The organism is Loktanella atrilutea (assembly GCF_900128995.1).
GTDB classification, from domain to species: Bacteria; Pseudomonadota; Alphaproteobacteria; order Rhodobacterales; family Rhodobacteraceae; genus Loktanella; species Loktanella atrilutea.
The window spans coordinates 175,441-193,517 of record NZ_FQUE01000004.1; the positions used below are offsets into that span (position 1 = coordinate 175,441).

Below are 18,077 nucleotides of genomic sequence, written 5' to 3' on the forward strand. Positions count from 1 at the left end.
ATGGTCGCCACAACCGAAAACAACCCCGGCACAGCCGCCGTCGCCAAGGGCCGGTCGCCCTGGGCCGACGCGCGGCGCCGGTTCTTTCGCAATAAGGCTGCGATGTTCGGACTGGTGCTGCTTGTCTGCGTGACGCTGTTCGCCCTGTTCGGCGGCCTGTTGTCGCAATGGTCGAACGAGGAACTGGACTACAACGTCATGGGGCAGGTGGTCGAGCTGGGCGCGCCGTCCATCGCCAACGGCCACTATTTCGGCACCGACGATCTGGGCCGCGACCTGTTCGCGCGGACGGTGCAGGGGACGCAGATTTCCCTTGCCGTGGGTGTCGTGGGCGCACTGATCGCGATCATCGTCGGCACGCTCTATGGCGCGACGGCGGGATATGTCGGCGGTCGCGTCGACGGCTTCATGATGCGGCTGGTCGATATCCTGATGGCCGTGCCCTACATGTTCGTGCTGATCCTGCTGCTGGTGATGTATGGCCGGTCGATCACCATCCTTTTCGTCGGCGTCGGCCTGATCTCGTGGATGGACATGTCGCGCATCGTGCGCGGCCAGACCCTGAGCCTGAAGGGCCGCGAGTATGTCGAGGCCGCCCGCGCCACCGGCGTGTCGGCCCCGGTCATCATCATGCGCCACATCGTGCCGAACCTGCTGGGCGTGATCGCGGTCTACGCCACGCTGCTGGTGCCGCTGATGATCCTGACCGAAAGCTTCATCTCGTTTCTCGGCCTTGGCGTGCAAGAGCCGATGACATCGCTGGGCGCGCTGATTTCCGAAGGTGCGGGCACCATCGCCTATGGCACCACATGGCAGTTGGGCTTTCCGCTGCTGTTCTTCGTGCTGACGCTGTTCGGCTTCTTCTTCGTGGGCGACGGCCTGCGCGATGCCCTCGACCCCAAGGATCGCTGAATGTCCCTTCTGACCATCAAGGACCTGTCCGTCACCTTCGACGGCGAGGACGGTCCCGTCCATGCGGTGAACAACCTGTCGCTGTCCATCGACAAGGGCCAGACGCTGGGCATCGTGGGCGAGAGCGGGTCCGGCAAGTCGCAGACCGCGTTTTCGATCATGGGCCTGCTGGCGTCGAACGGGCGCACCTCGGGGTCAGTCGTCTTCGACGGGCAGGAGCTGCTGGGGGCGACGCAGAAGCAGCTGAACCAGCTGCGGGCGCGGCGGATCGCGATGATCTTTCAGGACCCGATGACCTCGCTGAATCCCTACATGCGGATCTCGGACCAGATGACCGAGGTGCTGAGGCTGCACAAGGGCCTGTCCAAGACGGACGCCCTGGCCGAATGCGTGCGGATGCTGGACGCGGTCAAGATCCCGGCGGCGGCCGAGCGTATCCGGCTTTACCCGCACGAATTCTCTGGCGGGATGCGGCAGCGGGTGATGATCGCGATGTCGCTGCTGTGTCGTCCCGACCTGCTGATCGCCGACGAGCCGACGACCGCGCTCGACGTGACCGTGCAGGCGCAGATCATGGACCTGCTGAACGATCTGCAGCGCGAATTCGGCATGGCGACGATCCTGATCACCCACGACCTTGGCGTCGTGGCGGGCTTCTGCGAGCGCGTGCTGGTCATGTACGGCGGCCGCGTGATGGAGGAGGCGCCGACCGATCCGCTGTTCGAGACGCCGACCCATCCCTATACCCGCGGCCTGCTGGGGGCGGTGCCGCGCGTCGACGACGAGGATGCGATCATGACCGCGATCCCCGGCAACCCGCCGAACATGGCGGCCCCGCCAGAGGGTTGCCCGTTCCGCCCGCGCTGTGACTTTGCCGGAGAGGATTGCCGGGTGATGCCGCCGCTGGTGCCCTTCGACGGCGACCGCGCCCGTGCCTGCCACCGCCCGGTGGCGGAGGTGGCGGCATGAGCCCGTTGCTGCGCGTCCGCGACCTGAGCGTCACCTTTCCGATCACCCGCCCCGGCGACATGCCATGGACCGCGCCGCGGGAACTGCGGGCGGTGAACGGCGTGAGTTTCGATCTGGAGGCGGGGCAGACCCTTGGCGTCGTCGGTGAATCCGGCTGCGGCAAGTCCACCATGGCCCGCGGGCTGATCCAGATGGTGCCCGCGAAGGGGCAGGTGATGTGGCGCGGAGAGACCGACCTGCTGGCACTGTCGCCGCGGCAGATGAAGCCGCACCGCGCCGATATCCAGATGGTGTTTCAGGACCCGCTCGCGTCCCTGAACCCGCGGATGACCGTGGGCCAGATCATTGCCGAACCTTTGAAGACGCATCGCGGCAACCTCTCTGCCGGCGAACGCCGGACCCGCGTCGCCGCGATGATGGAGCGTGTCGGCCTGCTGCCGCAGATGATCAACCGTTATCCGCACGAATTCTCTGGCGGGCAATGCCAGCGCATCGGGATCGCGCGGGCGCTGATCGTGGAACCGAAGCTGTTGATCTGCGACGAACCGGTGTCGGCGCTTGACGTGTCGATCCAGGCGCAGGTCGTCGATCTTCTGAAGGAGCTTCAGCGGGACCTGAACCTTGCGATGATCTTCATCGCCCATGACCTGAGCGTGGTGAAGAACATCTCTCATGACGTCATGGTGCTGTATCTGGGCCGGGTGATGGAAAAGGCGCCGCGGCGCGCGCTTTATGCGGATCCGCAGCATCCCTATACGCAGGCGCTGCTGTCGGCGGTGCCGGTGCCCGATCCGGTGATCGAGCGGCAGAAGCGGATCATTCAGCTGGACGGCGACATGCCATCCCCGATGAAGCCGCCCTCGGGCTGCGTGTTCCGCACCCGCTGCGCGCGGGCGCAGCCCGATTGCGCCGAGGTCGTGCCGCAGCCCGAAGGCGGCGACCACCGCGTCGCCTGCCTGCATCCGGGGCCAGTCCGGGAAGACGAACTGGCCTAGGCGATCAGGTCGGCAATGGCGGGCCGCAGGCCCGCCATACCGCGCGGTTGCCAGCCGAGGGCGCGCAGCCGGTCGCACTGCATGACGCTGACCCGGGACGCATCGGCGCGCGGCGGCAGGGGCCGTTGGATGCCGGTCAGGTCCGCATAGGTCGCGAGCAGGTCGCGGTGATCCAGCAGGATGTCCGAGAGGTTGAACGTCGCCGGGGCAAGATCTGCGGCGGGCGCGGTCAGCAGCAGGCGGGCGGCGGCGGCAAGGTCGTCCGCATGCACCTCTGACCCGACGCGGGGGGCTGGGGTGTCGCCGCGGGCGTAGGCGGCGAAGAGGTCGGCCCATTTGTGCGGCTGACCGGGGGCGCCGGGGCCATAGACGCCGGTCGCCCGCAGGCTGGCGGTCGCAAGGCCGGGCCGTGCGGCGAGCCAGTCTTCCACCTTTGCCTTTGCAATGCCGTAGAGGCTGTCGGGCCGGGCGGGCAGGCCGTCCTGCAAGACTGAGCCGGCAGGGTAACCGTCATAGACGGCGCGGGACGACAGGAAGACGATGCGCGTCACGCCGTCCTGCGCCGCGCGGGCGAAGAGGCGCAGGGTGCCGTCGACGTTCTGGCTGCGGAATGCGTCAGGGTCGTCGCCTTCGCCGCCGCGATACTTGCCGGGGACATGGGCGAAGGCCGCATGGATCAGCGCGTCCTGCCCGGTCAGGTCTGGCGGCGGTTGGGTCAGGTCCCACGTCACATGCGCCATGCCGGGCAGGGGGCGGCGGCCGAGTGTGGTGACCTTGTCGCCGCGCGCTGTCAGATGCGCCGCGATGGCGTGGCCGACGCGGCCCGTGGCGCCGGTCAGCGCGACCTTCACGCCGGGCCCGGCAAGGTTGCGGTGTCGGGGATCGGGCCGTCACCGGCGTAGGCTTGCCAGAGGGCGATGAGAGGCGCGAGTTGCGCGGCCTTGGGGTGGTCGGCCTGCCACGGTTTTTCGTATTGAAAATGCAGGACGTGGATGTCGGGCCAGTGCCAGAGGTCGGGCATGGCGAACCAGACGTATTGCAGCATATTGTAGAAGACCGGCAGCCCGTGCCAGTCGGGGAAGAACGCCTGAAGGAAGCTCTGGTCCGTGCGGGGCCAGAAGGCGCCGGGAGTGTCCAGCGCCGCCATCATCGCGGCAAAGGTCGCGGGATCGGGACGGGCGGTGAAGACGCCGGAGTTCATGCGGCGGAAGTCGGCAAGGCCCTCGTAGACGTTGGGCGCGGCGCAGAACTCGGGGTAGGCGAAAAGCTTGTCGCAGTTGCGCAGCACCAGCGTGTCGGCGTCGAGGAAGACGACCCGGTCATAGGGCAGCTGCCACAGTCGCAGCTTTGCGAAGTTGTCGAGCGGGGTGTGAAAGGCGGGCTTGTTGCCCTTGGTGAAGGGCACCTTGCCATGCAGCGTGGCGCGGTCGTGGGCGGCGTTGAAGGCGGGCGAAGTGTCCAGCAGATCGACCGGCACCAGCCGCGCCCCCAGTGCCGCCAAGGGGGCCAGCGCGGACTCCGTCACGCCGCCGGTATGCATCACGACGATCTCGGCCTGCGTGCCCGACAGGGTCAGCGACCGCACCAGCGCCCGCGCCCCCAACGCGAAATCCGCGTTGGTGACGAGGGTGACATAGGCGAAGGCCATCAGACGGCGCGCAGCTTCTTGCCTTCGGGGTCGCGTTCGACCTTGTCGGCCAGATCGCGGGTCCAGGCGGAGACGGCGGGCACGCGGCTGCGGTCGATGCGGTGGGCATACTTGCGGGCGACGTCCACGACCTCTGCCAGCAGGCCCTCTGCCAGCGTGGTGGGGTTCAGGCCGAGGGCGAGGAATTGTTCGTTCTTCACGATCAGGTCGTTCTCGGCCGCCTCTTTCCGGGGGTTGGGCAGGTTCATCACCTGCGCGCCGGTCTGCTGGGCGATCAGTGCCGCCAGATCGCGGACGCGGTGCGTCTCGGTCATCTGGTTGAAGATCCGCACCCGGTCGCCCGCCTTCGGCGCGTCGCCCATCGCGAGTTCGATGCAGCGCACGGAGTCCTGGATGTGGATGAAGGCGCGGGTCTGGCCGCCGGTGCCGTGGACCGTCAGCGGATAGCCGATGGCGGCCTGAATCAGGAAGCGGTTCAGCACGGTGCCGTAGTCGCCGTCGTAGTCGAACCGGTTGATCAACTGGTCGTGCATCCGGGTCTGGGCCGTATGGGTGCCCCAGACGATGCCCTGATGCAGGTCGGTGATCCGCAGGCCGTCGTTCTGGGCGTAGAACTGGAACAGGATCTGATCCATGCTCTTGGTCATGTGATAGACCGAGCCGGGGCGCGTGGGATAGAGGATCTCCTGCTCCTTCGGGCCGGTCGGCGTGTCGATCTGCACGTCGAGGTAGCCTTCGGGGATCGGCGCGCCGACGGAGGAATAGCCGTAGACGCCCATGGTCCCGAGGTGGATCACATGCGCGTCGATGCCCGTCTCGACCAGCGCGGCCATCAGGTTGTGCGTCGCGTTGATGTTGTTGCCCACCGTATAGACCTTGTGGCGGTCGGTCTTCATCGAATAGGGCGCGGCACGCTGTTCGGCGAAATGGATCACCACGTCGGGCTTGTGGTCGCCAAGCCATGCCTTCAGCCGCTCGTATTCCTGCGCGAGGTCGAGCAGGTGGAAGTTGATCTTGCGCCCGGTCAGGTCGCGCCAGATGCGGCAGCGTTCCTGGATGGAGTCCATCGGCGTCAGGGACTGCACCCCCAGTTCCGCGTCGATCCAGCGGCGCGAGAGGTTGTCGACGACATGGACCTCGTGCCCCTGATCGGACAGATGAAGGGTCGTGGGCCAGCCGACGAAGCCGTCGCCGCCGAGAATTGCGATTTTCATGTTGGGGCCTCCATGGGGGGAGCGTTGCGCAGGCGTATGACAGGGGTATGACGCGGGCGGGCGCCGCGTGCCAGTCCATCGCGTTGTCCGGGCGGCAGTTTTTTGCCGCGCCGGCGCCGTGCGGCGGAAAAGTTCGCAGGTGCAGCATCGAACCGGAACAGGCAGGTCGGCGCTGGCGTTCACCCTTGTCGACCGCCGGTTGCGGTTTTTTCTTCGGATAGTGTCATGCGCGACTTTCGCGATGAGGACGTCAGCCCCGCGGCGCGCGGGATCATTCGGCGCGAGTCGGGGGCAGAGGCGGGCTATGCCGAACCGGGGGCGGTGCTGGCGCAAGAGGATCCGGTGCACCTCGTGGGCTTCGCGCCCTTCGCCTATCCGGCGCGGCTGGGGGCGAACAAGGCGGCGCTGCTGGCGAACTATTCCGACATCCTTGCGGCGACGCGGACGGGAGAGCTGGTCACGCCCGCCGCCGAATGGCTGATCGACAATCATTACGTGGTCGAGGAGAGCTTTCGCCACCTCAGGCGCGACCTCGTGCCCCGTTATTATCACAAGCTGCCGCAGGTCGCGACGGAGGGTCACGGCCGGGTGCCGGCGGTGCTGGCCTTTGCATGGCGTTACGTGGCGCTGGGCAATTCGGATTTTCACGCGGATACGCTGACCGACATGGCGCGGGGCTATCAGCGGCACCGGGTGTTCACCATCGGCGAGATCTGGGCGATCCCCGCGATGCTGCGCTTCGTCCTGCTGGAGAACCTGCGGCGCATTTCCGACCGGGTGAATGCCGCGCGGGCGGACCGGGTGGCGGCGAACGCGCTGGCCGACAGGCTGATGGCGGAGGACGGTGCGCCCTGGCCCTTCGGGCCGGAGCGTCCGGTGTCAGAGGCCTTTGCGGCGCAGCTGCTGTACCGCCTGCGTGACGGCAGTCAGGCGGCGGACGACGCGCTGGCCAGGCTGGAGGCGACGCTGGACGCGCAGGGGACCGACAGCGCGCAGGTGCTGCAGCACGAACACGCGCGACAGTCGGCGGCCAACGTGGCGGTCGGCAACGTGATCCGCAGCATGCGGCGGCTGGACGAGACGAACTGGACGACGTGGTTCGAGGCCATCAGCCGCGTCGACGAAATCCTGCAGCGGTCCGAGGATTTTCCACGCCTCGACCGGGCGACGCGCAACGACTATCGCGACACCATCGAGCGGATCGCGCACCGGTCGGACCTGAGCGAGGGCGAGGTGGCCGAGCGTGCGCTTGCGATGGCGGAAGGCCCGCTGGTGGGCCACCTGCTGGTCGGGTGCGATGCGGCGGCGTTCCGCGCCGCCTGCGGCTATCGCGCGACGTGGCGCGAGCGGATGCTGGCCCGGGTCCGGCAGGCGGACTGGTGGGGCATTTTCGTGCCGGCGCTGGTGCTGACGGTGCTGATCGCGGGGGGCGTCACGGCGCTGTTGCCGGACAACCTGCCGTGGATCGTGGATGCGCTGTTCTTCGTCCTGTCGCTGCTGACCGTGTCGGAGGCGGCGATGGGCATCGTGAACCTGCTGGGCGCGCGGCTGGTGCCGGTCAGCCGCCTGCCGGCCTACGACTACGATGCCGGGATTCCAGAGGAAGCCCGCACGCTGGTCGCCGTGCCGACCCTGATCGGCGATCTGGACAGCGTCGACGATGCGGTGCGGCTGCTTGAACTGCATTACCTGTCCAACCCCGATGGGGCGGTGGATTTCGCGCTGGTCACCGATTGGCCGGATTCGACGCAGGAGGAGAGCGCCGAGGACCGTCGCGTCCTTGACCACGCGCGGGCCGAGGTCGATGCGCTGGCGGACCGCTATGCCCATGTCGGACGGCGGTTCTACCTGCTGCACCGCAACCGGATCTGGAACGAGGCCGACAGCATCTGGATGGGGTGGGAACGCAAGCGCGGCAAGCTGGCGGAACTGAACGCCCTGCTGCTAGGCACCGGAGAGACGACCTTCATGGACATCAGCCCGCGTCCGCCGCTGGGCATCCGCTATGTCGTGACGCTGGACAGCGACACGCGGCTGCCGCGTGGCACGGTGGCGGCGCTGGTGGGCAAGATGATGCACCCCGTCAACGCGCCGGTCACGGACCCGGACACGGGCATCGTCACCGGCGGGCATGCCCTGATGCAGCCGCGCGTCACGCCGTCGCTGACGACGGGAGAGGACGCATCGGTCTTTCAGAAGGTCTTTTCGGCCGGGCGGGGGATGGACCCTTACGTCTTTACAGTGTCGGACCTTTATCAGGACCTGCTGGATCAGGGGTCGTTCACCGGCAAGGGCATCTACGACATCCGCGCCTTCGATGCGGCGATGGCCGGGCGGTTTCCCGAGAACCGGGTGCTGAGCCACGATCTGATCGAAGGCAACCTTGCCCGCGCGGCGCTGGCGACGGACGTGCAGGTGGTCGAGGATTTTCCCGTCCGCTACGACGTCGACGTGTCGCGCCAGCACCGCTGGATCCGGGGCGACTGGCAGTTGCTGCCCTTCATCCTTGATTCGAAGAACGGGCTGAGCGGTCTGGGGCGGCTGAAGATGGTGGACAACCTGCGCCGGTCGCTGGTGCCGCCCGCGTGGGTGCTGTCGGTCGTGCTGGGCTGGCTGGTGCTGCCCGCCGCGGCGGTCTGGGTGTGGATGCTGGTGCTGGTCGTGACGCTGTTCTTCATGCCGCTGATGACGGTGCCGCTGGGGCTGGTGCCGTCGCAGCCGGGCGTCGCCGTGGGGCGCCACATGACCCGCGTCGCGCAGGATCTGGGCGCCCGCGGCAGCGAGATCGGGCTGCGGCTGATCTTCATGGCGCATCAGGCCTGCAATGCCACCGATGCGATCGCGCGCACGCTCTGGCGGTTGGGTGTATCGCGGCAGCGGATGCTGGAATGGCGCACGGCGCAGCAGGTCCATGCGGGCGGCAGCCGCAGCCGGCGGGCGTGGTGGCTGCGAATGATGGGATCGCCGATCATCGGCGCCCTCGCCTTCGGGCTGACCCTGTTGCTGAACCCGGTCGCATGGGCGCCGGCGGCGCTGCTGTGCTTCTGCTGGATCGCGGCGCCGGGCGTGGCGCATGCCGTCTCGCGGTCCATGGAAACCGAGGACCGGCTCGTCGTCTCGGCCCGCGAGGCGGCGACCCTGCGGCGCGTGGCGCGGACGACATGGCGGTTCTTCGAGACCTTCGTGACCGAGGCGACGCATCACCTGCCGCCCGACAACTATCAGGACGACCCGGCACCCAAGGTGGCGGAGCGGACCTCGCCCACCAACATCGGGCTTTACCTGCTGTCGGTGTTGTCGGCCCGCGATCTGGGGTGGATCGGCCAGACCGATGCGCTGAACCGGATCGAGCGGACGGTGGCGACGCTGGAGAAGATGGAGCGTTACCGGGGGCATCTGTTCAACTGGTACGACACCCGCGACCTGTCGGTGCTGCAGCCGCGCTATGTCTCTTCGGTGGACAGCGGCAACCTTGCGGGACACCTGATCGCCCTGTCCTCTGCCCTGCGGGCCTGGGCGGACAATCCGAGCGTTCACGCGCAGGGCAACCTGACGGGGATCGGCGATACGCTGGCGGTGCTGGTCGAACGGCTGGGCCGGGTGCCCGACGACCGCCGCACGCTGCGGCCGATGCGCCGCCGGCTGGAGGAGCTGGTCACGGGATTTGGCCGCAGCCACGCGGCCTATATGGCAGAGCCGCAGCTGGCGACGCTGCGGGCGCTGAACCTGACGCTGATCGCCGCCGACATCGCGCGGCTGGCGGCGGACTTCCATGGCGAATCGGATCGCGCGGAAACCGCAGAGGTTCTGTGGTGGGCACAGGCGCTGCGGGCGAACTGCGACCAGATCGTGGGCGATACCGGCGAGGGCGGGCCGAGCCGCGCCGACCTGATCCGCACCGTCTCGGCCCTGGCGGAACGGGTGCGCAAGCTGGCGTTCGAGATGGACTTTGCCATGCTGCTGAACCCGGAAAAGCGGCTGCTGTCGATCGGTTTCCGTCCCGACAGCCGCGAGATGGACGACAGCTGCTACGATCTGCTGGCGTCGGAGGCGCGTCTGGCCAGTCTTTTCGCCATCGCCAAGGGCGACGTGCCCACCGCGCACTGGCTGCGGCTGGGGCGACCGGTGACCAGCGTCGGCATCCACAGCGCGCTGCTGTCGTGGTCGGGGTCGATGTTCGAATACCTGATGCCGCCGCTGGTGATGCACGAACGCACGGGCGGCATCCTGAACGGGGCGAACACGCAGGCGGTGCGCGCCCAGATGCAGCACGGGCGCAGCCTGAACCTGCCATGGGGCGTGTCGGAAAGCGCCTTTTCCGCCCGCGACCGCGAGATGAACTACCAATACTACGCCTTTGGCGTGCCGCATCTGGCGCTGAAGCGGATGCAGAGCAGCGATCACGTTGTGGCGCCCTATGCAACGCTGATGGCCGCGCAGATCGATCCGGCGGCGGCGGTGCGGAACCTCGCGCGGCTGGACGCGCTGGGGGCCTTCGGGCCCTACGGCTACTTCGACGCCATCGACTTTACCGCGACGCGGATGCCCGAAGGGCAGGACCACGTCGTCGTGCGCAACGTCATGGCGCATCACCACGGCATGTCCATCGTGGCGATCGCGAACGTCATCCTCGACGGTATCCATCGCGACCGGTTCCACGCGGACCCGGTCATCAAGGCCGCCGAACTGCTGCTGCAGGAAAAGGCCCCGCGCGAGATCATTCCCGTCACCCGGGGCGGAGAGCTGGTGCCGCGCGATCCGCAGGCGGACGGCGGCGATGCGACCGTCACCGTGTCCGACAGCCCGGCCACCGACACGCCGATGGTGGCGCTGCTGTCCAACGGGCGGCTGTCGTCGCTGGTGTCGGGCACCGGGGCCGGTCCGCTGTGGCTGGACGACATCGCGATCACCCGCTGGCGGCCCGATCCGACCGTCGACACCGGCGGCATCTATCTGTTCCTGCGCGACGCCGCCTCGCACGACTGGTGGTCGGCCACGACCACGCCGCGCGCCGCCCATGGCGAAACCGCGCGGGCCGTCTTTTCGGTTCACAAGGCAGAGTTCGCCAAGTCGGCCCACGGCATCGACAGCCTGATGGAGGTGATCGTCGCGACCGAGGCAATGGGCGAGGGGCGGCGGTTGACCCTGCGCAACACCACCACCCGCAGCCGCACCATCGAGGTCACGAGCTACGGCGAGATCGTGCTGGACAGGGCGGATGCCGATATCGCGCACCCGGCGTTTTCCAAGATGTTCGTGAAGACCGCGATCCGCGACGACGGCCGCACCATCACCGCCTTTCGCAACCCGCGCGCCGCCGGCGACCGGGTGCTGCACATGGCGCACCTGCTGGCCGGCGCCGCCGACCGCAGGCCGGCGCAGGCGGAAACCGACCGCCGGGCCTTTATCGGGCGGGGGCGCGATCTGGGCACGGCGGCGGCCTTCGATGCCGGGGCGCGGCTGGGCGGGGCGGACGGCTTTACCCTGGACCCGATCTTTGCCATCCGCCGTCAGGTGACGATCCCGCCGGGCAAGACCGTGGCGCTGACCTACTGGACATTGGTCGCCGACACGGCAGAGGAACTCGATCATGCGATCCTGCACCACCGGCAGGACGACATCTTTGCCCACGAAGACCGGATGACCTGGAGCATGAGCCAGGTGCAGCTGCGCCACGCGGCGATTTCCCTGCCCGAGGCGGCGCTGTTCCGGCAGGTCGCGGCGGGCCTGCTGTGGCCGGACCCGCGCCTTGCGATCCAGGACGAGGGGCTGCGCGACGCGGTCGGCCCGCAGGACGCGCTGTGGCCGCTGGGGCTGTCGGGCGACCATCCGATCATGCTGCTGCGCACCGACGACGAGGCGGACCTTGAAATCGTGCGCCGGGCGATCCGGCTGGCGGACTATCTGCGGCTGCACGGGCTGCAGGCGGATCTGGTGATCCTGAACGAACGCAAATCGTCCTATACGCAGGACCTGCAGGCGACGATCCAGAACATGTGCGACATGGCGGCACGGGCCGGGCACCTCGACCCCGCGCGGCGCACGGTTTTCCCGGTGCGGCGCGACCAGATCTCCGACACGACGTTCGAGACCCTGATCTCGACCGCCCGCATCGTGCTGCACACCCGGAACGGCAAGCTGGGCGAGCAGCTGGCGCGGTTGCTGGTGCCGGGCGAGGGCGTGCCGCCGCCCGCCATCGCCCTGCCGGCGCATCTGCCGCCGCTGCACCGCCGCACCCCCGATTTCCCGCAAGAGGATCTGCCGATGTGGAACGGCACCGGCGGATTCTCGGCCGACGGTCTGGAATACGTCGTGCGGATGCGCCACGGCGAACGCACGCCGCATCCCTGGATCAACGTCATTGCGCACGAGGATTTCGGGTTTCACGTCTCGGCCGGCGGTGCCGCCTTCACGTGGTCCGTGAACTCTCGCGATTACCAGATCACACCGTGGAGCAACGATCCCGTCAGCAACCGCCCCGGCGAGGCGATCCTGATCCACGACCCCGCGACCGGGCGCGTGATCTCTCCCTTCGCGGCGCTGTCTGACGATCCCCATGCGATCCACGAGGCGCGGCACGGGCTGGGGCGGTCGACCTTCCGGGTCTGGACCGACTGGATCGAGGCCGAGGCGGTGATGACGCTTGTGCCGGACGCACCGGCGCGGCTGACCGCGCTGACCCTGCGGCACCGGGGCGCGCAGCCCCTGCGGCTGAACGTGATCGCCTGTGCCGAGCTGGTGCTGGACAACAACCGGGGCCGCACCGCGCAGGTGATCCGGGCGGGGCGCGATGCGGCGCTGAACGCCGTCGTCGGGCGCAATGCCTATGGCACCGCCATCACCGGGCGCGTCACGGCGCTGACTGCCAGCCTGCCGCTGCAGGCGACGACGGTGTCCCGCGGCGCCTACCTTGGGCGCAACGGCGATCCGGCGCGGCCTGCCGCGCTGCACGCCTGGCCACAGGCGGACGGCACGGGCGGCGATCCCTGCCTTGCGGCGCGGGTCGCCGTGACGGTGCCGCGCGGTGAAGCGCGGCAGGTGACCTTCATCCTCGCCGATGCCGAGGAGGCAGAGATCGGCGACGTGCTGAAACGCGCCCGTGCCGCGGATGCGGTGCCGCAGGCGCTGGAGGCGGTGCGGACGGAATGGTCCGACTTCCTTGGCCATCTGCAGATCGACACGCCCGATCCGCAGATGAACCTGATGGTCAACACATGGCTGCCCTATCAGTCGCTGACCTGCCGCATTCGGGCGCGCAGCGCCTTCTATCAGGCCTCGGGTGCCTATGGCTTTCGCGACCAGTTGCAGGATACATCGGCGCTGATCCTGCAGGACCCGGGGCTGGCGCGGGCGCAGATCCTGAACGCCGCCAGCCGCCAGTTTCCCGAAGGCGACGTGCAGCACTGGTGGCTGCCGCGCAGCGGGGCGGGGGTGCGGACGACGATTTCCGACGACGTGGTCTGGCTGGCCCATATCACCGCGCGCTACGTCACCATGACCGGCGACCGGGCGGTGCTGGACGAACCCCTGCACTTCGTCGCGGGGGCCGCGCTGGCGGAGGGCGCGCACGATGCCTTCTACACGCCGGAACGGACGGACCGGCAGGCGCCGCTTTACGAGCATTGCATTCTGGCGCTGGACCTTGCGATCGCGCGCACCGGCTCGCGCGGCCTGCCGCTGATGCTGGGTGGCGACTGGAACGACGGCATGAACCGCGTGGGCGAGGCCGGGCAGGGCGAGAGCGTCTGGCTGGGCTGGTTCCTGATGGCGACGCTGGATGCCTTCCTGCCGCTGGCCGAGGCGCGGGGCGATACCGCCCGCGTGGCCAGGTTGAGCGACCATCGCGTCAACCTGCTGGCGGCGCTGGAAGGTGCCGGCTGGGACGGGGCATGGTATCGCCGGGCCTATTACGACGACGGCACGCCGCTGGGGTCGAAGGACAGTGCGGAGTGCCGGATCGATTCCATTGCCCAGTCGTGGGCCGCGATCTCTGCCGCCGGTGATCCCGACCGGGCGCGACAGGCGCTGGATTCGGTGATGACACACCTTGCCGACCGGGACGACGGGCTGCTGCGCCTGTTCACCCCGCCGTTCGCCGACACCGACCGCGAGCCGGGCTACATCAAGGGCTATCCCCCCGGCGTGCGCGAGAACGGCGGGCAATACACCCACGCGGCGACGTGGGTCGTCCATGCGTTGGGCCGGTCCGGCCGCGGGACGGAGGCGCTGGCGATGTTCGACCTGATCAACCCGATCAGCCATACGCAGACGCCGGCTGCCGTCGCACGCTACCGGGTGGAGCCCTATGTCGTGGCCGCCGATGTCTATGGCTCGGGAACACGCACCGGGCGGGGCGGCTGGACGTGGTATACCGGATCGGCCAGCTGGCTTTATCGCGCGGCGGTAGAGGGGATCCTTGGCATCACGCTGGTCGGCGGTGACCGGGTGGCGGTCGATCCCGCGTTGCCGGACGGGTGGGACGGGTTCACCGCCACCCTGCGGCACGCCGGGCGCAGCCACCAGATCGCAGTGCGGCGGCAGGACGGGCAGGTCGTCGTGACCTGCGACGGACGCACCTGTGACGAGGGGGTCTGGTCGCTGGGCGATGCGGCGGCGGTGGCCTGAGGGCCGCCGCCGGTCACACCCGCTTGCATTGACGCTGGCCCCGATTTGCGATCATGGTCCGCGCGACCCAAGGACCGGACACCGCAATGCCCCATACGCCGCCCTTTGCCCGCTTCGAATGGCTGATCGCCTGGCGCTACATCCGCGCCAAGCGGGCCGAGGGCGGGGTGTCGACGATGACATGGATCAGCCTGATCGGGATCACGCTGGCGGTCTTCGCGCTGATCGCGACGCTGGCGATCCGGTCCGGTTTCCGGGCAGAGTTCGTGGATACGATCCTTGGCGCCAATGCCCATGTCACGGTCTATGAACAGACGCCCATTCAGGGCACCGACCAGTTCACCCGCATCATCAGCGACTACGCTGCCCTGACCGACCGCATTTCCAAGGTGCCCGGCGTCACCCGCGCCGCACCCCTTGTGCGCCAGCAGGTCATGGCGAACCGCGGCACGGAAAACGCAGGGGTCGAGGTCTTCGGTATCACCGAGGCCGACCTGCGCGCCGTCCCCCGCATCGCCAATCCCGAGGAGGCGGTCGGCAGCCTTGACAATTTCGCGCAGGGCATCGCCATCGGGTCGGGTGTGGCACGCGAACTGGGCGTGACCGTGGGCGACCGGATCAAGCTGATCTCCCCCAACGGCGTGCGCACCGCGATGGGCACCAGCCCGCGGGTCAGCGTCTATCCGGTCGAATACATCTTCACCGCCGGGCGCTACGACATCGACAAGACGCGGGTCTACATGCCGCTGGAAGAGGCGCAGGTCTTCTTCAACCGCGAAGGCGTCGCCGACGAGATCGAGGTCATGGTCGCAGACCCTGACCGCGTCGAGGAGGTGATGCCCGGCATCCTCGCCGCCGCGGGCGACTATGCCTACCTGTGGTCCTGGCGTGACAGCGCGGGGGCCTTCCTGCGGGCGCTGACGGTCGAGGACAACGTGATGTTCGTCCTGCTGTCGATCCTCGTGCTGATCGCGTCCATGAACATCATTTCCGGCCTGATCATGCTGGTCAAGAACAAGGGTCGCGACATCGGCATCCTGCGCACCATGGGCCTGACCGAAGGGTCGATCCTGCGCATCTTCTTCATCTGCGGGGCGGGGATCGGGACCGTGGGGACGGTGTTGGGGCTGATCCTTGGCTGCCTGTTCGCGCTCTACATCGACCCGATCTTCTCTTTCGTGAACTACGTCGCGGGCGGCGGGGTCTGGGACCCCGAGATCCGGGGCATCTACGCACTGCCCGCGCAGCTGCAGCTGGGCGACGTGCTGTCGTCGGTGGTGCTGTCGCTGGGGCTGTCGTGGATCGTCACCATCTTTCCGGCCCGCCGCGCGGCCCGCATGAACCCGGTAGAGGCGCTGCGTTATGAGTGATCCGATTCTGACGCTGCGCGACCTGCGCAAGGGCTACAACCACGGCAAGCCGAACGAGGTGCGCGTGCTGAACGGTGTCGACCTGACCGTCCAGCCGGGAGAGGTCGTGGCCCTCGTCGCGCCTTCGGGTGCGGGCAAGTCCACGCTGCTGCACATCGCGGGTCTGCTGGATACGCCCGACACCGGCACCGTGGCGATCCGGGGCGAGGACATGACCGATCTGGGCGACCGCAGGCGCACCGCGATCCGGCGCAACGACGTGGGCTTCATCTATCAGTTCCACCACCTGCTGCCGGAGTTTTCCGCGCTGGAGAACATCACCCTGCCGCAGATGGCGAACGGCGTGGCGGATGCGGATGCCAAGGCCCGCGCGATGCAACTCCTCGACACCGTGGGCGTCGCCCACCGCGCCAGCCACCGCCCGGCGGAGCTGTCGGGCGGCGAGCAGCAGCGCGTCGCCTTCTGCCGCGCGCTGGCGAACGATCCCGTCCTGCTGCTGGCGGACGAGCCGACCGGCAACCTCGACCCCGCGACATCGGACCGGGTGTTCGACGCGCTGATGGGGCTGGTGCGCAGCACCGGCCTTGCGGCGGTGATCGCGACGCACAACCTCGACCTTGCCGCGCGGATGGACCGGGCGGTGCGGCTGGTGGACGGGCGTCTGGTGGCGGGCGCGGCCTAGACCCGCTGGGTCACGTAGATCCCCGCGACCATCAGGGCGATGCCTGCCGCGCGGCTCCACGTCAGGACGGCGACGCGGGCGTTGAACAGGCCGAAGTGGTCGATCACCGCGGCGGCGATCAGCTGTCCCAGCAGGACGTAGAATACCGCCCGCCCGATCCCCATGTCCGGGCCGATCCACGTGATCGCCAGCACGTAGAAGGCGACGAAGAACCCCGCCATGAACCATTGCCGCGGTGCGCCGGGCAGCTTCGCCACGGCACCGGGGTTCGTCACCAGCGCGGCGATCAGCGCGATGCCGAAGGCCACGGCGAACAGCACGCAGGCCGCCACCGCGGGCGACCCGATGTGGCGCCCCAGCGCGCCGTTCATCGCGGCCAGTACCGGGATGCCGAATCCCGTGGCCAACATGATCCACACCTGCAACGACATCGCCAACCTCACTTGCCAAGACGCCGTCCTGCGCCCATCGTCGCAGGCAACATGCGCCGGAGAACCGGCGCGCACAAGCGGGCGGGCACCTCATGCGTTACATCATCCTCGGCCTTGGTCTTGCGCTGGCCGCCTGCGCCCCTGAAAGCAAGCAGATCGACGGAGAGGCGGCCTTCATGGCGCAGTGCGCCGGCTGTCACGGCAAGGGCGGGCGCGGCGACGGGCCGATGGCGGCGGGGCTGCCGAAGGCGCCCGCCGACCTGACCACGATCAGCGCCCGCAACGGCGGCACCTTTCCGCAGGACCGGGTGATGAGCCAGATCGACGGTTTCAACCGGGGTCAGCACGGCGGCGTCGATCCGATGCCGCATTTCGGCGACGGCGACCTCGGCCCCGTGGTGATGACGGAGGAGGACGGCAACCCGGTGCCGGTGCCGGCCGAACTCCTCGCGCTGTCGAATTACCTAGCGCTGCTTCAGCGCCAGCCGTAGGGGCGGCACCTCTCCCGCGATTTCGAGGAACAGCTTGCGCTGCACGGCGGCGGCGAAGCTCTCGCGCCCCTCTGCCGTGACCATGAAGGCGCCCGGCCCGCCGATGATGTTGTCGGCATAAAGCTGTTCGAGATCGTAGCCCGCCCGGCGCGGGCTGTCGGGGCGCAGGATCGGCAGGGCGTTGATGACCGTGCCCTGCGCCAGCACCTGGTCGCGCGACGGGACGATGGGCGGGCCGGACGAATTGCCCATGCTGTCGCCGGAAAAGTCGATGACATGGCGGAAGCCGTCGAAGTCGTTCACCTCGATCAGGCGCTGCCCCTCAAGCAACGCGGCACCGATGGCGTTGCGGCCAAAGGCGGCGCGGGGGGCGATGGTCAGGGCGTCGGCGAAGGCCTGCGCCGCGGGTCGCCCGTCGATCAGCATCCAGTCGACCACCTGCACCTGATTGGTGGCCCATTCGACGTAGGTCACGGCGATATGGCCGTGCAGGGTGTCGGCGATGGCGCCTTGCACGGCATCGGACAGCAGCGCGTCGGCGTAGCCCTGCCGCTGGAACGCCAGCTCGCCCGCGTCGATGGACCCGCTGGCATCCGCCAGCAGCACCAGTTCGAGAGAGGTTTCCGTCTGTGCCGCGGCGGCGGAGGCCCAGAGGGCGAGGGCGGGGATCAGGTATCGCATGGGACCGCAGGCTAGCGGACCCTTGGCCGGTTGCGGCCTGACAATGGCGTGAAACGGCG

Annotated in this window: 12 protein-coding genes; 7 read left to right on the forward strand and 5 right to left on the reverse strand. The window is 68.6% G+C overall.

Annotated elements, in window-relative coordinates; translation table 11 throughout:
* Genes BUA54_RS10620 through BUA54_RS10630 form a run of 3 tightly spaced genes read left to right on the forward strand, consistent with a single transcriptional unit; the run spans position 1 to position 2,876 of the window.
* Positions 1–912 (forward strand): ABC transporter permease subunit, encoded by a 912-nt coding sequence (locus tag BUA54_RS10620; RefSeq protein ID WP_072857231.1) that lies wholly within the window; start codon positions 1–3, stop codon positions 910–912.
* Entirely contained in the window at positions 913–1,881 is a 969-nt protein-coding gene (locus tag BUA54_RS10625; protein ID WP_072857232.1) for an oligopeptide/dipeptide ABC transporter ATP-binding protein, read from the forward strand.
* Positions 1,878–2,876 carry an oligopeptide/dipeptide ABC transporter ATP-binding protein gene (locus BUA54_RS10630; protein WP_072857233.1) on the forward strand — a complete coding sequence of 333 codons (999 nt, stop codon included), beginning with the start codon at positions 1,878–1,880 and terminating at the stop codon, positions 2,874–2,876. The genes BUA54_RS10625 and BUA54_RS10630 overlap by 4 nt, the downstream gene beginning before the upstream one ends.
* On the opposite strand, the gene BUA54_RS10635 is transcribed toward BUA54_RS10630, so the two are convergent.
* Genes BUA54_RS10635 through BUA54_RS10645 form a run of 3 tightly spaced genes read right to left on the reverse strand, consistent with a single transcriptional unit; the run spans position 2,873 to position 5,738 of the window.
* Positions 2,873–3,727 carry an NAD-dependent epimerase/dehydratase family protein gene (locus tag BUA54_RS10635; RefSeq protein ID WP_072857234.1) on the reverse strand — a complete coding sequence of 285 codons (855 nt, stop codon included), beginning with the start codon at positions 3,725–3,727 and terminating at the stop codon, positions 2,873–2,875. The genes BUA54_RS10630 and BUA54_RS10635 overlap by 4 nt on opposite strands.
* Entirely contained in the window at positions 3,724–4,524 is an 801-nt protein-coding gene (locus BUA54_RS10640; protein ID WP_072857235.1) for a glycosyltransferase, read from the reverse strand. Before BUA54_RS10640 ends, BUA54_RS10635 begins: the two co-directional genes overlap by 4 nt.
* Entirely contained in the window at positions 4,524–5,738 is a 1,215-nt protein-coding gene (locus BUA54_RS10645; RefSeq protein ID WP_072857236.1) for an NAD-dependent epimerase/dehydratase family protein, read from the reverse strand. Before BUA54_RS10645 ends, BUA54_RS10640 begins: the two co-directional genes overlap by 1 nt.
* A gap of 225 nt (positions 5,739–5,963) precedes the next feature.
* On the opposite strand from BUA54_RS10645, the gene BUA54_RS10650 reads away from it, so the two are divergent.
* The 3 genes from BUA54_RS10650 (at position 5,964) to BUA54_RS10660 (ending at position 16,415) form a co-directional block, all read left to right on the forward strand.
* Positions 5,964–14,363 carry a glycoside hydrolase family 94 protein gene (locus BUA54_RS10650; RefSeq protein WP_072857237.1) on the forward strand — a complete coding sequence of 2,800 codons (8,400 nt, stop codon included), beginning with the start codon at positions 5,964–5,966 and terminating at the stop codon, positions 14,361–14,363.
* An 86-nt stretch (positions 14,364–14,449) separates the two neighbouring features.
* Positions 14,450–15,733, forward strand: coding sequence for a lipoprotein-releasing ABC transporter permease subunit (locus BUA54_RS10655; RefSeq protein WP_072857238.1), 1,284 nt, complete (start codon positions 14,450–14,452; stop codon positions 15,731–15,733).
* Entirely contained in the window at positions 15,726–16,415 is a 690-nt protein-coding gene (locus BUA54_RS10660) for an ABC transporter ATP-binding protein (RefSeq protein WP_072857239.1), read from the forward strand. Before BUA54_RS10655 ends, BUA54_RS10660 begins: the two co-directional genes overlap by 8 nt.
* Here the strand turns inward: BUA54_RS10660 and BUA54_RS10665 are convergent.
* Positions 16,412–16,825, reverse strand: a complete 414-nt coding sequence (locus BUA54_RS10665; RefSeq protein ID WP_342742707.1) for a DMT family transporter — start codon at positions 16,823–16,825, stop codon at positions 16,412–16,414. The two genes, BUA54_RS10660 and BUA54_RS10665, sit on opposite strands and share 4 nt — an antisense overlap.
* Before the next feature lie 113 nt (positions 16,826–16,938).
* Between BUA54_RS10665 and BUA54_RS10670 the strand changes: the two genes are divergently transcribed.
* A complete protein-coding gene (locus BUA54_RS10670) occupies positions 16,939–17,337 on the forward strand; it encodes a c-type cytochrome (protein WP_072857241.1) in 399 nt (132 codons plus the stop codon).
* On the opposite strand, the gene BUA54_RS10675 is transcribed toward BUA54_RS10670, so the two are convergent.
* The gene (locus BUA54_RS10675) at positions 17,311–18,018 is read right to left on the reverse strand and encodes a DUF1194 domain-containing protein (protein ID WP_072857242.1); all 708 of its coding nucleotides are present in this window, start codon (positions 18,016–18,018) and stop codon (positions 17,311–17,313) included. The two genes, BUA54_RS10670 and BUA54_RS10675, sit on opposite strands and share 27 nt — an antisense overlap.
* Positions 18,019–18,077: the final 59 nt, after the last annotated feature.

Excerpts from the sequence above, each read along its gene's own strand:
- BUA54_RS10645 (WP_072857236.1), bottom strand. The coding sequence starts at position 5,738 with ATGAAAATCGCAATTCTCGGCGGCGACGGCTTCGTCGGCTGGCCCACG.
- BUA54_RS10620 (WP_072857231.1), top strand. The coding sequence starts at position 1 with ATGGTCGCCACAACCGAAAACAACCCCGGCACAGCCGCCGTCGCCAAG.
- BUA54_RS10630 (WP_072857233.1), top strand. The coding sequence starts at position 1,878 with ATGAGCCCGTTGCTGCGCGTCCGCGACCTGAGCGTCACCTTTCCGATC.
- BUA54_RS10665 (WP_342742707.1), bottom strand. The coding sequence starts at position 16,825 with ATGTTGGCCACGGGATTCGGCATCCCGGTACTGGCCGCGATGAACGGC.
- BUA54_RS10660 (WP_072857239.1), top strand. The coding sequence starts at position 15,726 with ATGAGTGATCCGATTCTGACGCTGCGCGACCTGCGCAAGGGCTACAAC.
- BUA54_RS10670 (WP_072857241.1), top strand. The coding sequence starts at position 16,939 with ATGCGTTACATCATCCTCGGCCTTGGTCTTGCGCTGGCCGCCTGCGCC.
- BUA54_RS10640 (WP_072857235.1), bottom strand. The coding sequence starts at position 4,524 with ATGGCCTTCGCCTATGTCACCCTCGTCACCAACGCGGATTTCGCGTTG.
- BUA54_RS10625 (WP_072857232.1), top strand. The coding sequence starts at position 913 with ATGTCCCTTCTGACCATCAAGGACCTGTCCGTCACCTTCGACGGCGAG.
- BUA54_RS10675 (WP_072857242.1), bottom strand. The coding sequence starts at position 18,018 with ATGCGATACCTGATCCCCGCCCTCGCCCTCTGGGCCTCCGCCGCCGCG.
- BUA54_RS10655 (WP_072857238.1), top strand. The coding sequence starts at position 14,450 with ATGCCCCATACGCCGCCCTTTGCCCGCTTCGAATGGCTGATCGCCTGG.
- BUA54_RS10650 (WP_072857237.1), top strand. The coding sequence starts at position 5,964 with ATGCGCGACTTTCGCGATGAGGACGTCAGCCCCGCGGCGCGCGGGATC.